We start from the raw sequence: 14,585 nt of genomic DNA on the forward strand, positions 1-14,585 counted from the left end.
AAGCAACAGAACCGAGGCAGCTTATTAGGCGAGCGCAGCAGAAAGGGCGGTGGTGACGGTCGGGTGGTGGAAGGGAAAGCCGGCTGACTGAAGGCGAGTTGGCAGCGCTCGTTTGCTTCCCAGGAGTTCCCACGCGAACTCGCCCAACGCAGCCTTCATCGCGAAGGCCGGGACCGGCACGAACGCGGGTCGGTTGAGCGCCGTCGCGAGGGCCTCGGTGAATTCTTTGTTGGTGGTCGGCGTCGGGAGGGTCACGTTCACCGGGCCGCTGATCGAGTCGGTATCGGCGACGAAGCGGACGGCTCGGATCCAGTCGGTCAGCGACACGACGGGGAAGTACTGGGTGCCGGACCCGAGGCGGCCGCCGAGACCGAGACGGAAAGGAAGGGAGAGGAGTTGGAACGCAGGAGCCTGACGATCGAGTACGACGCCGGTGCGGAGAGCGGCGACCCGGCTACCTGCGGCACGGGCGGGCTCCAGCGCGCCTTCCCATAGGCGGACGACGTCGGAGAGGAAGCCGTCGCCGAGTTCGGAGTCCTCGGTGAGGATGCGGTCGCCGAGGTCCGTCCCGTAGCCGCCGATCCCGCTCTGCGTGATCAGGACCGGGTGCCGGTCGAGCTGCGACACGGCCGTCGCCAGCGTCGACGTCGTACTCACGCGACTCTCGCGGATCGCGTTGCGGTACGTCGGTGTCCATGGCCGGCCGATGTTCGCCCCGGCCAGGTTGACCACGACATCGGGGTCGCGGAGGGACGCGGGGTCGAGGTCACCGGTGGCCGGATTCCAGCGGATCTCGTCGGACGTCGACGGCGTACGGCGTACCAGGCGGAGGACCTGGTGGCCGTCGGCAACCAGGTCGCGGGTCAGGGCCTTGCCGAGGAAGCCGGATGCTCCGGCCAGCACGTACTTCATCCCGCTTCGCTCCTTGTGAGGTTCGCTGAACACAAAAGCGCCGGTGCCCGTCTCCGGGGAGACAATGCACCGGCGCCTCAGCTGATCGGATCAGACGTCGAACTGGGCCTCTTCGAGGCGCTTCTTGACCGCGGTCAGGTAACGGGCCGCGTCGGCCCCGTCGACCAGACGGTGGTCGTAGGTCAGCGCCAGGTACACCATCTGCCGGATCGCGATCGTCTCGCCGAGCTCCGGGTGGGTGATGACGACCGGGCGCTTCACCACGGCTCCGGTCCCCAGCATGCCGACCTGCGGCTGGTTCAGGATCGGGGTGTCGAACAGCGCGCCCCGGCTACCGGTGTTGGTGATCGTGAACGTGCCGCCCGCCATCTCGTCCGGCAGCACCTTGTTGTTGCGGGTGCGGTCGGCGAGGTCGGCGATCTTCTTCGCCAGGCCGGCGATGTTCAGGTCACCGGCGTTGTGGACGACGGGGACCATCAGGCCGCGCTCGACATCTACCGCGATGCCCAGGTGCTCGGCGGCGTGGTAGGTGATCTCGCCCTTCTCCTCGTCGATCGACGCGTTCAGCTTCGGGTACTGCTTGAGCGCGTCGACTGCGGCGAGGGCGAAGAACGGCAGGAACGACAGCTTCGTGCCCTCGCGGGCCTCGAACTCCGCCTTCTTCGCGTTGCGCAGCTTGGCGATCTCGGTGACGTCGACCTCGACCACGGTGGTCAGCTGGGCCGAGACCTTCAGCGAGTTGACCATGTGGGTCGCGATCGCCTTGCGGATCCGGCTCATCTTCTCGGTCGTGCCACGCAGCGGGCTGATCGTCGCAGCCTGCGCGGGCGCGGCGGCCGGCGCAGCTGCCTGGGGGGCCGGGGCTGCGGCCGCAGCCTTCTTGGCCTCGGCGGCGGCGATCACGTCCTGCTTGCGGATCCGGCCGCCGACGCCGGTTCCCTGTACGGCGTTGAGGTCGACCTGGTGTTCCGCGGCCAGCTTGCGGACCAGGGGAGTGACGTAGTTCGGACCGTCGGTCGCAGAACCGTTCGGCGACGGAGCGCTCGACGGCGCCGGCGCAGCAGCCGGGGCGGGTGCCTGCGCGGCCGGAGCCTGTGCGGGCGCCGCCTGCGGAGCAGGAGCTTGTGCGGGTGCGGCCTGCGGGGCCGGAGCCTGGGCAGGTGCGGCCTGCGGCGCGGGTGCCGAGGCCTGGGGAGCCGGAGCGGCGGCGGCCGGAGCCGAAGCCTGGGGTGCCGGGGCAGCGGCGGGTGCCGAGGCCTGGGCGGCGGGGGCCGGAGCCTGAGCGGCTGCGGGGGCCGGGGTCTCGGCGGGGGCGGACTGGGCCGGGGCGGCGTCGCCGGAGCCGACGATTGCCAGCTCGGCGCCGACCTCGACGGTCTCGTCCTCGGCGACCTTGATCTCGAGGAGCTTGCCGGCGATCGGGGACGGGATCTCGGTGTCGACCTTGTCGGTGGAGACCTCGAGCAGCGGCTCGTCGACGGCGACGTCGTCACCGACCTGCTTGAGCCAGCGGGTGACCGTACCCTCGGTGACGCTCTCGCCGAGTGCCGGCAGCGTGACCGGCGTACCGGAAGCGGAGCCACCGCCCGACGCGGCCGGAGCCTCCTGAGCTGCCGGGGCCGGGGCCTCCTGGGCCGGGGCTTCCTGCGGAGCGGGAGCTTCCTGCTGCTGGGCGGCCGGCTGCTCCTGGGCGGGAGCGGCCTGTGCCGGAGCGGCCTCGGCGGCCGGCTGCTCGGCGGCGGGCTGCTCGGCGGCCGGGGCAGCCTCGGCCGGAGCGGATTCGGCCGGAGCGGAGGTGGCTTCGCCCGCGTCGCCGATGACGGCGAGCTCGGCGCCGACCTCGACGGTCTCGTCCTCGGCGGCCTTGATCTCGAGTAGGGTGCCGGCCACCGGCGACGGGATCTCGGTGTCGACCTTGTCGGTCGAGACCTCCAGCAGGGGCTCGTCGACGGCAACCGTGTCGCCGACCTGCTTGAGCCAGCGGGTGACGGTTCCTTCGGTGACGCTCTCCCCGAGGGCCGGCAGGGATACAGAGGTCGGCATGACGGTCGTTGCTCCTTCGTCTGATCGGTCGAGTGTCAGCCTACGGTGCCGCCTGAGCGGGCGGGATCCGGGTCACGGGCCCGTCACGCTCCAGCAGCTCAAACCTACTGGGACCAACCAGCAGGGTCAGTCATGGAAGTGCAAAGGTTTCCCGGCGAGCGCCAGGTGCGCTTCGCCGAGGGCCTCGTTCTGGGTCGGGTGGGCGTGGACCAGCGGCGCGACGTCGGCCGGGTACGCCTCCCAGTTGTAGATCAGCTGCGCCTCGCCGATCAGCTCACCGACACGCGAGCCGACCATGTGCAGCCCGACCACCGCGCCGTCGCGAGCGCGGACCAGCTTCACGAAGCCGGACGTCTTCAGGATCTGCGATTTGCCGTTGCCGCCGAGGTTGTAGTTGAGGATCTCCACGTCGCCGTACCGCGCCCGGGCCTGCTCCTCGGTCAGTCCGACCGACGCGACCTCCGGCTCGGAGTACGTCACCCGCGGGATACCGGCCTCGTCGATCGGGGTCGGCGCGAGACCCGCGAGGTGCTCGGCGACGAAGATGCCCTGCTGGAACCCGCGGTGTGCGAGCTGCAGTCCCGGCACGATGTCGCCGACCGCGTACACGCCCGGCACGCTCGTCTGCAGCGTCGAGTCGACGGTCACGAAGCCGCGATCAAGCGCGACCCCGACCTCTTCGTACCCGAGGCCCGTGGTGTTCGGTCCGCGGCCGACGGCGACGAGCAGTACCTCGGCCTCGATCACCTCACCCCCCGCGACAGTCACCTGTACGCCGGAATCCGTCACGGCGACCGACTCGAACGGCGTACCGGTCTTGAAGGCGATCTTCCGCTTCCGGAACGCCCGCTCGAGCGTCTTCGAGCAGTCCGCGTCCTCGGCCGGGACGAGCCGGGGCAGCGCCTCGACGATCGTCACGCGAGTGCCGAACGACGTCCACGCCGAAGCGAACTCGACGCCGATCACGCCACCGCCCAGGACGACGGCCGACTCCGGCACGCGGTCGAGCGTCAGCGCGTGCTCGCTCGCGATCACCCGGTTCCCGTCGATCTCCAGGCCCGGCAGCGAACGAGAGTAGGAGCCGGAGGCAAGGATCACGTTACGGCCGGTGTACGTCGTGTCGCCGACCTGGACCGTGGTGGGGGAGGTGAGCCGCCCCTCGCCCTCGACGACCGTGATGCCGCGCGCCTTCAACTGCCCCTGCAGGCCCTTGAACAGCCGGTCGACCACGCCGTCCTTGTACTTGTTCACGCCGCCCATGTCGACGCCCTCGAGCGTCGTCCGGACACCGAACTGCTCACCCTCGCGCGCCGAGTCGGCGACCTCCGCGGCGTGCAGCAGCGCCTTGGTCGGGATGCATCCGCGATGCAGACAGGTCCCGCCGACCTTGTCCTTCTCCACCAGCGCCACCGACATACCGAGCGTCGCCGCGCGCAGTCCGGCGGCGTAGCCACCGCTGCCGCCGCCGAGAATCACCAGGTCGTACGTCGTCCCACTGTCAGTCACAGGTTCCTCCGTGAGTCAGGTCCAAGGCAGGCGGTCCCGGATCGCGGTTCCGGCCCGGCGCAATCTTGTCACCGATCCGGCCCCGATCCACGCCGGGGCCGTCCCGGACCGGGCACGTCGCTACCGCCCGCAACCGTTATCCAGGATTTCGGCCGTGACTTGCACACATAGTGGACACTTACCTCATGAAGTGGTTCGGTCGCCGGCGGAAGGCCGGAACGATGCGCCGGGCGGAGACTCCGGACCAGGCGCACCTGAAGGAGTTCGTCCAGACCCGCCAGGGCGTCGAGGGATTCGTCGAGCCGCGGACGGCAGTCACGGAGTACACCCTGCTCCTGGTGGCGATCGACGGTGAGTGGACCCGTCGCCGGGTCCCGTCGGTGCAGTGGGCCCACAACTTCGCCAACAAGCTCGGCATCCCGTCGTACGACGCGGCCGTGGTCGGGTATCCGCCCCGGATGCGCGAGTACAACGCCCGGATGAAGAAGAACGGTCTGGCGTAAGGACCGGGTGACCCGGGGCAGCAGGATGAAGGACGAGAAGGAATTCTTCGCCACCGGCGAGCTCGCCTGGGTGGACACGGCCGCCGACGGGATCTCGGAGCGAGTGCTGAGCCGCGATCCCGACGGAACGCTGACCAGGCTGGCCCGTTGGGCGCCCGGCACGTTGTCGGGCGAGGAAATCATCCGCCACGAATATGTCGAAGAGGTTTACCTGCTCGAGGGTGAGTTGACCGATCTCACCCTCGAGCAGACGTTCCGGCCCGGCGACTATGCGTGCCGGCCGCCAGGCATGCCGCACGGTCCCTACCGAACGGCGACCGGCTGCATCATGCTGGAGATTCGTTACTCAGCTCGCTGAGGCGGCCAGTTCTACCAGGGTGCGAACCGCGTAACCAGTGCCGCCGTTGGGGGTGTAGCCGGAGGCGCCGCCGTCGTTGAAGGCCGGGCCGGCCACGTCGAGGTGCACCCAGTCGATGCCCTCGGCAACGAAGTCGCCGAGGAAGGCGGCCGCGGCCAGCGCGCCGCCCCAGGCCTCGCCGGTGATGTTGGCCAGGTCCGCGACCTTCGAGTGCGACTTCAGCTTCTCGAGCATCTCGGCCGGGATCGGCAGCGGCCACATCGACTCGCCGGCCGCGATCGCGGCGTCGACCACGCGATCGCGCGCGCTGTCGGTGTTCGCGAACGCGCCGGCCACCTTGGTGCCCAGGGCAACGACACAGGCGCCGGTCAGGGTCGCCACGTCGACGATCAGGTCGGGCTGGTCCTCGGACGCCCGCACCAGCGCGTCGCCGAGCACGAGCCGGCCCTCGGCGTCGGTGTTCAGCACCTCGACGGTCTTGCCGCCGTACATCGTCAGGACGTCGGAGGGCCGCGCCGCCGAGCCGGACGGCATGTTCTCGGCCATCGCGGCGTACGCCGTCACCTGCACCGGCAGGCCGAGCCGCGCGATGGCGAGCGTCGCGCCGATGACCGCGGCCGCGCCGGCCATGTCGGACTTCATGCTGACCATGCCGGTCGACGTCTTCAGCGACAGGCCGCCGGAGTCGAACGTGATGCCCTTGCCGACGAATGCGAGGTGCGTGACCGGCTTGCGCGGCGTGTAGCTCAGCCGGACCAGCCGCGGCGGGTTGGTCGAGCCCTGACCGACGCCGAGGATGCCGCCGTACCCGCCCTTGGCGAGCGCCTTCTCGTCGAGCACCTCGACCTTGACGCCGTACTCCTTGCCGAGCTTGACCGCGTCCGCGGCGAACTCGACCGGGTGCAGGTCCGACGGCGGGGTGTTGACCCAGTCGCGCACCTGCGCGACGGCGTCCGCGGTCACCTCGGCGCGCTCGAGCGCGGCCTTGGCCTCCTTGTTGCGGGCCAGGTCGGTGAGCAGGGTCAGGTTGCCCGGCGCTTCGGAGCTGTCCGACGACTTGTACGCCGTGAACGCGTAGCGCCCCATCAAGGCGCCCTCGGCCACCGCGCGCACGCACTCCGCGTCGGGGGTCGGCAGCGCGAACGCGACCGACTGCGAGATCTTCACCGCGCGCACACCGGTGCCGGCCGCGGTCCGCAGGTCCTCGGTCTTCAGTTCGCCGTCGGGGGCCGCCCCGAGACCGACCGCGATCAGCGTCGCCGACTTGCCCGGCTTCGGCCCGGGCACCTTCGTCACCTCCCCGGCCTTGCCGGTGGCGCCGAGTCCGGACAGCACCTCCACCAGCTTCCCGCCGTACGCGGCGTTCAGCGACTCCGTGCCGGCCGGCAGGGCGACGCTGCCGCCGAGTTTGACCACGCCGATGACTACGGCGTCGGTCTTGACGCCGGCGGCATCTGACTTGCTCAGGGTGATGGTGGTCACGAAATCCTCAGTCCTCCTTGACCGGCGGGCAGACAGCCGGTCGTGACGGTACGTGCATGCTGCCTCCGCATGCTACGCGTCGGGTAGTTTCCCCTCCATGACCGAGTCGCCTGTTCTGAAGAAGTCCCCGTTGCACGAGCGCCACGTCGCGCTCGGCGCCAAGTTCGCCGAGTTCGGCGGCTGGGAGATGCCGTTGGAGTACTCCGGTGTCGTCGCCGAACACACCGCGGTCCGTACGTCGGTGGGCGTCTTCGACGTGAGCCACCTGGGCAAGGCGACCGTGAAGGGTCCGGGCGCCGCGGCGTACGTGAACGCCTGCCTGACCAACGACCTGGGCAAGATCGCGCCGGGCCAGGCGCAGTACACACTGTGCTGCAACGAGCGCGGGGGTGTGGTCGACGACCTGATCGCGTACCTGCACGGTGACGACGACGTGTTCCTGATCCCGAACGCGGCCAACACCGCCGAGGTCGTCCGGCTGCTCCAGGCCGATGCCCCCGACGGCGTCGAGGTGACGAACGTCCACGACGACTACGCGATCCTCGCCGTCCAGGGTGCGAACAGCGATGACGTCGTGGCCGCGATCGGCCTTCCCACGGGCCACGACTACATGGCCTTCGCCACAGCCGACTTCGGCGGTACGCCGGTTGTCGTGTGCCGCACTGGCTATACGGGCGAGCGCGGGTACGAGCTCGTCGTACCGAACGCGGCCGCGGTCGCGGTGTTCGACGCGCTGCTGGAGGCCGGGAAGCCGCACAACATCGTGCCGGCCGGCCTCGGCGCCCGAGACACGCTGCGGACCGAGATGGGCTACCCGCTGCACGGCCAGGACATCACGCCCGACATCACGCCGGTACAGGCGCGCTCCGGATGGGCCGTGGGGTGGAAGAAGGAGCACTTCTGGGGCGACGCGGCCCTGCGTGCCGAGAAGGAGAGCGGACCGGCGCGGATCCTGCGCGGGCTGCGGGCGGCCGGACGGGGTATTCCGCGGCCGCACATGACGGTTCTGGACCAATCCGGAACGACGCTCGGTGAAGTCACGTCCGGGACGTTCTCTCCGACCCTGAAGAAAGGCGTCGCGCTGGCGCTCCTGGACGCGGCGGTAAAGGAAGGCGAACAGGTGAGGGTCGACATCCGCGGCCGTCAGGAACTGTTCGACGTGGTCAAACCGCCGTTCGTCACCGTCCACGTCCGGTAAGGCGATTTTGGTCACATTCTGTAATATCGTGGCACAAATTGGACACTGTCGGTACTGTGCCGACGCGTTTTGCGCAGAATTGACTGCAAGCAGTGACGAATCGGGGCAAATGTTCCGTTCCAGTACCCGTTCCGGTAACGATTTGTGCACTGGTGCCGGGCACCGCTGGTTTGGTGTCACAGTGTCAGGCAGGCTAGCCCGCGGTTGTGGGAGATCGGCTCTGTCAAGGGGATTTGACGCGGGCCCTCCACAAAGCAAAGGCTCGGCACGCTATCCACCGATAAGTGCCGGATCCGCGGACCGAAATCCGGCCGACTGACTGACGGAGTGCGAATGAGTATTGGGTCGCCTGACTCGACCGTAGGGATCGAGGACCACCCGGCGTCGGCCGAACCGGTCCGCACCGCGGCCACCCCGCACGGGAAGTCGCCGAGCCGGATCGCCTTCGACCGGTTGCGTAAGGACCGGATCGCGATGATCTGTGCCTCGATCGTGCTGTTCTTCATCCTGATTGCGATCTTCGCGCCGTTGCTGGCCAAGCTCGAGGGTCAGGACTACAGCACCTTCCACACCGACCTGGTCGACGAGTACGGCTACCCGACGATCGGCGTGAACAGCGCGCACTGGCTGGGCGTAGAGCCGAAGACCGGCCGTGACAACTTCGCCCGCTGGGTCTACGGCGCCCGCCCGTCGCTGATCATCGCCTTCCTCGCCACCGTGGTCGGCACCATCATCGGCGTCGTGATGGGCCTGCTGGCCGGCTTCCTCGGCGGCTGGACGGACCGGGTGATCTCCTGGGTGATCGACTTCGTGCTGAGCCTGCCGTTCCTGCTGTTCGCGATTGCGCTGGTGCCGATCGTCGAGTCGATGCGCGGCGGCTCGTTCAACCTGACGCCGAACGAGCAGGCATCGATCCGCTTCTACGTACTGATCTTCGTGCTCTCGTTCTTCGGCTGGGCAGGCCTGGCCCGGATCATCCGTGGCGAGGTGCTGTCGTTGCGCGAACGTGAGTTCGTGCTCGCCGCCAAGGCGATCGGTGTGCCGACCCGGCAGGTCCTGTTCAAGGAACTGCTGCCCAACCTGGTCGCCCCGATCGTGATCTCGGCCTCACTGGCGGTGCCCTCGTACGTGACCGCCGAGGCCGGTCTTTCTTTCCTCGGTGTCGGACTGGTCGAACCGATCCCCTCCTGGGGTCAGACGATCGCCGTCGCCACGAACTGGTTCAAGGCAGACCCGCTCTACCTCTGGCTGCCAGTGGTCGGCATCACCGCACTGGTGCTCGCCCTGGCCCTGCTCGGAGACGCCATCCGGGACGCCTTCGACCCCAAGACTCGCCGGTAGTTCGGCGATTGCCCCAGCGGCAGAAAAGGAGAAACCCGACCATGCAGTGGAAACGGATAACCGCGGTTGCGGCGACGGTCATGCTGGCCGCCGTGGCCTGTGGCAGCCCGTCCTCGAACAGCGGCAACAAAGGTGACACCAACAATGTGGGGGGCGCTCAGGCCAAGGCTACGGACCCCACTGCGAAGGGCCCTGCACCTGACGTTGACGGCGCGAAGAAGGGCGGCACGATCACGATCCTGAGCGACGTGACGCCTGACACCTTCGACCCGACGAACATCTATTACGTCGACGGTAACCAGATCGGCAAGCTGTTCTACCGGGCGCTGACGCAGTACCGCCTGGACGGCCCGGACCACAAGCCGGTCCTGGTTCCGGACCTGGCCGAGGACCTCGGCACGAAGTCCGCGGACGGCCTGACCTGGACGTTCAAGCTGAAGCAGGGCATCAAGTACCAGGACGGCACGCCGGTCAAGGCCGCCGACTACGCGTACGCGATCAAGCGGTCCTTCGCGCACGACCTGTACGACGCCGGACCGACGTACCAGCAGCAGTTCTTCCTGGACGGCGACAAGTACAAGGGCCCGTACGGCGCCGGTGGCGCCAACTACAAGGGTGTCGAGACGCCGGACGACAACACGCTGGTCATCCACCTGGCGAAGAAGTTCGACGACCTGCCCTACTACGCGGCGTTCCCGATGTTCACGCCGATCCCGCAGGCCAAGGACACCCAGAAGAACTACGAGCAGCACCCGATGGTGACCGGCCCCTACCAGGTGTCGTCGTACCAGCCGGGCAGCGAGCTCAAGCTGATCAAGAACCCGAGCTGGGACCCGAACACCGACCCGGTGCGGCACCAGTACGTCGACGGCTTCGACTTCAAGTTCAGCCAGGACCTGATCAAGGTCCAGCGGCAGGTGCTGGCCAGCTCCGGCCCGGACGCCAACGCGCTGAACTACAGCAACCTGGACGTCTCGCTGCTGCCTGAGGTCAAGGACCAGTCGCAGCTGGTCCACGGCCAGGGACCGTGCACGATCATGTACACGATGGACACCCGGAAGATTCCGCTGGAGGTCCGCAAGCTGATCGCCAAGGCGCACCCGTACGACGGTTGGCGCAAGGTGGCCGGCCTGAACCCGACCGACGACCCGCCGGCCTCGACGATCCTGCCGCCGGCCGTCCCGGGCTTCGACAAGTACGAGTTGCCGGGGCTGACCGGTACCGGTAAGGGCGCCGAGGACGACGCGGTGGCCGCCGAGGTCAAGTCCGAGCTGGCCAAGCTCGGCAAGTCGAACTTCGAGCTCAGCTGGTACTACTCGATCGACGACAAGATCTCCACACAGGTCACGCAGTTCCGCAAGCAGATGTTCGAGAAGGCGGGCTTCAAGGTCAAGGCGATCGGTGTCCCGAAGGCCAAGATCCGTACCTTCACCGGTGACCAGAACGCTCCGGTGAACATCGGCAAGACCCCGACCGGTTGGTGCTCCGACTGGCCGAGCGGCACCAGCTGGTTCCCGGTGCTGTTCCGTTCGGACGCGATCGCCCTGGGCAACAGCGTCGGCCAACTGCAGGACAAGGCCCTCGACGCCGAGATCGACGCCGTGTCTGCGAAGGACCCGAACGAGCAGGTCAAGGAATGGAAGAACGTCGACAAGGACATCCTGGAGAAGTACCTCCCGGTGCTCCCGCTGTACTACAGCAACAGCAACTTCCCGGTCGGCAAGAACATCGGGCACGCCATCAACGACCCGACACAGGGTATGCCCGAGTTCACCTCGCTGTTCCTGAAGCAGCCCTGATCCAAGTCCGTTCTGAAGTACTGATCCACTGAACGGTGGCGTGGTGCCCGGACCACAAAGTCCGGGCACCACGCCGATCATCGGTGAGGAGACAATCCCGTGCTCTATTTCGTGGCGCGCCGCCTGGTCAGCGCGCTCAGTGTTGTGCTCGCGACGTTGATCGCGACCTTCGCGTTGTTCTTCGTCGCGCCGACCGATCCGGCCGGTGCGATCTGTGGTGACCGCAACTGCACCCAGCAGCGGTACCAGGAGATCAAGGCCAACCTGCACCTGGACCAGCCGAAGGTGCAGCAGTTCGCCGAGTACACCGCGGGAATCTTCACCGGTCGTGACTTCACCACCTCGGGCGTCAAGCAGCACTGCGCGGCGCCCTGCCTCGGCTTCTCGTTCAAGAACGACCGGCCGGTCACCGACATGATCAAGTCCCGGTTCCCGGTGACACTGTCGCTGGTGCTCGGGTACGCCGTACTGGTCCTCACGATCGGTGTGTTCGTCGGATCGATGGCGGCCAAGAGACGCGGCACCCTCGGCGACCGGGCGCTGATGACCAGCACACTGGTGGTCAGTTCGGTGCCCTACTACATCGTGGCGCTGATGGTCGCCCTCTACCTCACCGTGCTCTACCCGATCCTTCCACGGGGTGAATGGACACCACCGTCGGAGAACCCGGGGAAGTGGTTCGCCGGTATGCTGACGCCGTGGCTGGTGCTCGGCATCTACAACTGCGTCCAGTACGCGCGGTACTCACGCGGCTCCATGGTCGAGACGCTGAGTGAAGACTTCATCCGGACCGCGCGGGCCAAGGGCCTGTCCGACCGCGTGATCACCTACAAGCACGCGCTCCGGTCCGGGTTGATCCCGGTCGTGACGATCTTCGGTCTGGACATCGCCGCCAGCCTCGGCGGCGCGATCTTCACCGAACGGATCTTCGACCTCCCCGGGCTCGGGCAACTGGTGCTCGACAGCCTGAACAACTACGACCTGCCGGTGATCATGGGCACCGTCCTCGTCGCTTCTGTGCTCATCGTCGTGATGAACCTGCTGGTGGACATCGGATACAGCCTGATCGACCCGCGAGTGAGGCTGGCATGAGCACACCAGCACCGCAGGACCGGCAGGTCCCTGAAGACCGGAAGGACAGCATGGCCGATAGTGCAGCCACTCCGCCGGCCGCCACTGATGCCGTAGCGGCGAAGCGTGGGCCGTCGGTCGCCACCCGCGAACGCCGGCAGGGTTCCATCAACCCCAGCGGCGAGACGCCGTACCTGGTGGTCGAGGACCTGGCCGTGAAGTTCCCGACCGCTGACGGACTGGTCAGCGCGGTGAACGGGCTGAGCTACTCGGTCCCGCTCGGCCGGACGCTGGCGATCGTCGGTGAGTCCGGTTCCGGCAAGTCCGTGTCGAGCATGGCCGTGATGGGCTTGCACGACCGCAAGCGCACCCGGATCACCGGGTCGATCCGGCTCGGCGGCGACGAGATGATCGGTCTGTCCGAGAACGACCTGATGAAGATCCGCGGCGACGCCGTGTCGATGGTGTTCCAGGACCCGCAGTCGTCGCTGCACCCGCTGTACACGATCGGCAACCAGCTGGTCGAGGGGTACCGGGTGCACCACAAGGTTTCCAAGGACGCCGCGAAGAAGCGGGCGCTGGAGATGCTCGACCTGGTCGGTATCCCGAACCCGCAGCGCCGCTTCGGTCAGTACCCGCACGAGTTCTCGGGCGGTATGCGGCAGCGTGCGATGATCGCGATGAGCCTGATCAACGACCCGAAGCTGGTCATCGCCGACGAGCCGACCACCGCGCTCGACGTGACCGTGCAGGCGCAGATCCTGGACCTGCTGAACAACCTGCAGAAGGAGTTCGGCTCCGCGATCGTGCTGATCACGCACGACCTCGGCGTGGTGGCCGAGATGGCCGACGACGTGCTGGTGATGTACGCCGGGCGGTGCGTGGAGTACGGCACCGCCGAGGACGTCCTGGCCAACCCGCGGATGCCGTACACCTGGGGTCTGCTCGAGTCGATCCCGACCGTTTCTGCGGCGAACGAACGACTGCGGCCGATCACGGGCCTGCCGCCGAGCCTCCTGAACCTGCCGAGCGGATGTTCGTTCCGGCCACGCTGCCCGTACGTCGACCGCGTCAAGGGCGAGCTCTGCAGCACCGAACTGCCGGAACTGCTGCCGGTCGACGGCGCCGGCGCGCACGTATCCCGTTGTCACCTACACGACAAGGCCTCGATCTACGAGGCCGAGGTCGCGCCGAGACTGGGCTGACGAGGGGACTGAGGAGACATGAGCGAAACTCTGTTGCAGGTCCGCGACCTGAAGATGCACTTCCCGATCAAGGAAGCGGCGGGTCTCGGCCGGACCAAGAAGGTCGTGCAGGCCGTCGACGGCGTCAGCTTCGATCTGAAGCAGAGCGCCAGCCTGGGCCTGGTCGGTGAGTCCGGTTGCGGTAAGTCGACGACCGGCCGGATGATCACCCGGCTGCTGACCCCGACGGCCGGCCAGATCCTGTTCAAGGGCACCGACATCGCGCAGCTGAAGGAGCGGGACCTGCGCCCGTTCCGCCGGCAGCTGCAGATCGTGTTCCAGGACCCGTACAGCTCGCTGAACCCGCGCCAGACGGTCAGCAACATCATCAGTACGCCGCTGCGCGTGCACAACCTGGTCAAGAAGGGCAAGGAGCTCGCCCGGGTCCAGGAGCTGCTGGAGCGGGTCGGTCTGAACCCGGAGCACCACAACCGGTACCCGAACGAGTTCTCCGGCGGCCAGCGGCAGCGCATCGGCATCGCCCGGGCGCTCGCGGTGGAGCCCGAGGTGATCATCGCCGACGAGCCGGTGTCCGCACTGGACGTGTCGATCCAGGCCCAGGTGATGAACCTGCTCGAGGACCTGCGGCGCGATCTCGGCATCGCGTTCGTGTTCATCGCGCACGACCTCGGCGTGGTCCGGCACTTCTGTGACGAGGTCGCGGTGATGTACCTCGGCAAGATCGTCGAGCAGGGTTCGCGGGACCAGATCTACAACGCCCCGCAGCACCCGTACACGCAGGCTCTGCTGTCGGCGGCGCCGGACCTGGGCACGATCCGCGGCGTTCCGCCGAAGGAGCGGATCCGCCTGGTCGGCGACGTACCTTCGCCGATCGACCCGCCGAGCGGCTGCCGGTTCCGGACCCGCTGCTGGAAGGCGGAGGACATCTGCGCCACCCAGGAACCGCTGCTGGAGATCAAGCCGCAGTCGACCCCGGGCCACACCGCCGCCTGCCACTTCGCGGAGCCCAAGGTCGACCTGACCGCCGCCTCCGCGTGACCAACGGAGAAAGCCCCCGTCATCGACGACGGGGGCTTTCTCGTGGATTGGCCAGTGCTGTTCGGCGACGAGCATCGCGCCGAGTGTGGTCCAGCAGACGGTATCAACTGCTCGACATCCGGCTGGTCT

General features: G+C 67.9%; 12 protein-coding genes. 8 read left to right on the forward strand and 4 right to left on the reverse strand.

Annotation, left to right across the window (positions count from 1 at the left end; translation table 11 throughout):
* Positions 1–24: 24 nt before the first annotated feature.
* From EV653_RS03510 to lpdA, 3 genes are all read right to left on the reverse strand, one after another.
* Positions 25–912 carry a TIGR01777 family oxidoreductase gene (locus EV653_RS03510; protein WP_134097885.1) on the reverse strand — a complete coding sequence of 296 codons (888 nt, stop codon included), beginning with the start codon at positions 910–912 and terminating at the stop codon, positions 25–27.
* Positions 913–1,002: 90 nt separating this feature from the next.
* Positions 1,003–2,955, reverse strand: coding sequence for a 2-oxoglutarate dehydrogenase, E2 component, dihydrolipoamide succinyltransferase (sucB, locus tag EV653_RS03515; RefSeq protein WP_134097887.1), 1,953 nt, complete (start codon positions 2,953–2,955; stop codon positions 1,003–1,005).
* A 126-nt stretch (positions 2,956–3,081) separates the two neighbouring features.
* Positions 3,082–4,461, reverse strand: a complete 1,380-nt coding sequence (gene lpdA / locus EV653_RS03520; RefSeq protein WP_134097889.1) for a dihydrolipoyl dehydrogenase — start codon at positions 4,459–4,461, stop codon at positions 3,082–3,084.
* Between the two features lie 185 nt (positions 4,462–4,646).
* Here lpdA and EV653_RS03525 point away from each other — a divergent pair, with 185 nt between their 5' ends.
* Together EV653_RS03525 and EV653_RS03530 are read left to right on the forward strand one after the other, a co-directional pair.
* Positions 4,647–4,964, forward strand: a complete 318-nt coding sequence (locus EV653_RS03525) for a hypothetical protein (protein ID WP_134097891.1) — start codon at positions 4,647–4,649, stop codon at positions 4,962–4,964.
* A gap of 25 nt (positions 4,965–4,989) precedes the next feature.
* A complete protein-coding gene (locus EV653_RS03530) occupies positions 4,990–5,322 on the forward strand; it encodes a cupin domain-containing protein (RefSeq protein ID WP_134097893.1) in 333 nt (110 codons plus the stop codon).
* On the opposite strand, the gene EV653_RS03535 is transcribed toward EV653_RS03530, so the two are convergent.
* Positions 5,311–6,804 (reverse strand): leucyl aminopeptidase, encoded by a 1,494-nt coding sequence (locus EV653_RS03535; RefSeq protein WP_134097895.1) that lies wholly within the window; start codon positions 6,802–6,804, stop codon positions 5,311–5,313. The two genes, EV653_RS03530 and EV653_RS03535, sit on opposite strands and share 12 nt — an antisense overlap.
* 97 nt (positions 6,805–6,901) lie before the next feature.
* Between EV653_RS03535 and gcvT the strand changes: the two genes are divergently transcribed.
* From gcvT to EV653_RS03565, 6 genes are all read left to right on the forward strand, one after another.
* Positions 6,902–8,002 (forward strand): glycine cleavage system aminomethyltransferase GcvT, encoded by a 1,101-nt coding sequence (gene gcvT / locus EV653_RS03540; RefSeq protein ID WP_134097897.1) that lies wholly within the window; start codon positions 6,902–6,904, stop codon positions 8,000–8,002.
* A gap of 333 nt (positions 8,003–8,335) precedes the next feature.
* Positions 8,336–9,343 (forward strand): ABC transporter permease, encoded by a 1,008-nt coding sequence (locus EV653_RS03545; RefSeq protein ID WP_134097899.1) that lies wholly within the window; start codon positions 8,336–8,338, stop codon positions 9,341–9,343.
* 41 nt (positions 9,344–9,384) lie between these two features.
* Complete coding sequence (locus tag EV653_RS03550; protein WP_134097901.1) at positions 9,385–11,142, forward strand: ABC transporter substrate-binding protein; 1,758 nt, start codon at positions 9,385–9,387, stop codon at positions 11,140–11,142.
* Positions 11,143–11,241: 99 nt separating this feature from the next.
* Entirely contained in the window at positions 11,242–12,234 is a 993-nt protein-coding gene (locus EV653_RS03555; RefSeq protein ID WP_134097903.1) for an ABC transporter permease, read from the forward strand.
* Complete coding sequence (locus EV653_RS03560) at positions 12,231–13,418, forward strand: ABC transporter ATP-binding protein (RefSeq protein ID WP_238159535.1); 1,188 nt, start codon at positions 12,231–12,233, stop codon at positions 13,416–13,418. Before EV653_RS03555 ends, EV653_RS03560 begins: the two co-directional genes overlap by 4 nt.
* 18 nt (positions 13,419–13,436) lie before the next feature.
* A complete protein-coding gene (locus tag EV653_RS03565) occupies positions 13,437–14,456 on the forward strand; it encodes an ABC transporter ATP-binding protein (protein ID WP_134097905.1) in 1,020 nt (339 codons plus the stop codon).
* Positions 14,457–14,585: the final 129 nt, after the last annotated feature.

The organism is Kribbella pratensis (genome assembly GCF_004365355.1).
Lineage (GTDB): Bacteria > Actinomycetota > Actinomycetes > Propionibacteriales > Kribbellaceae > Kribbella.

What these genes read in the sequence shown, in the direction of transcription:
- EV653_RS03510 (WP_134097885.1), bottom strand. Translation starts at nt 912, where the DNA reads ATGAAGTACGTGCTGGCCGGAGCATCCGGCTTCCTCGGCAAGGCCCTG.
- sucB (WP_134097887.1), bottom strand. Translation starts at nt 2,955, where the DNA reads ATGCCGACCTCTGTATCCCTGCCGGCCCTCGGGGAGAGCGTCACCGAA.
- EV653_RS03525 (WP_134097891.1), top strand. Translation starts at nt 4,647, where the DNA reads ATGAAGTGGTTCGGTCGCCGGCGGAAGGCCGGAACGATGCGCCGGGCG.
- EV653_RS03530 (WP_134097893.1), top strand. Translation starts at nt 4,990, where the DNA reads ATGAAGGACGAGAAGGAATTCTTCGCCACCGGCGAGCTCGCCTGGGTG.
- gcvT (WP_134097897.1), top strand. Translation starts at nt 6,902, where the DNA reads ATGACCGAGTCGCCTGTTCTGAAGAAGTCCCCGTTGCACGAGCGCCAC.
- EV653_RS03545 (WP_134097899.1), top strand. Translation starts at nt 8,336, where the DNA reads ATGAGTATTGGGTCGCCTGACTCGACCGTAGGGATCGAGGACCACCCG.
- EV653_RS03550 (WP_134097901.1), top strand. Translation starts at nt 9,385, where the DNA reads ATGCAGTGGAAACGGATAACCGCGGTTGCGGCGACGGTCATGCTGGCC.
- EV653_RS03560 (WP_238159535.1), top strand. Translation starts at nt 12,231, where the DNA reads ATGAGCACACCAGCACCGCAGGACCGGCAGGTCCCTGAAGACCGGAAG.
- EV653_RS03565 (WP_134097905.1), top strand. Translation starts at nt 13,437, where the DNA reads ATGAGCGAAACTCTGTTGCAGGTCCGCGACCTGAAGATGCACTTCCCG.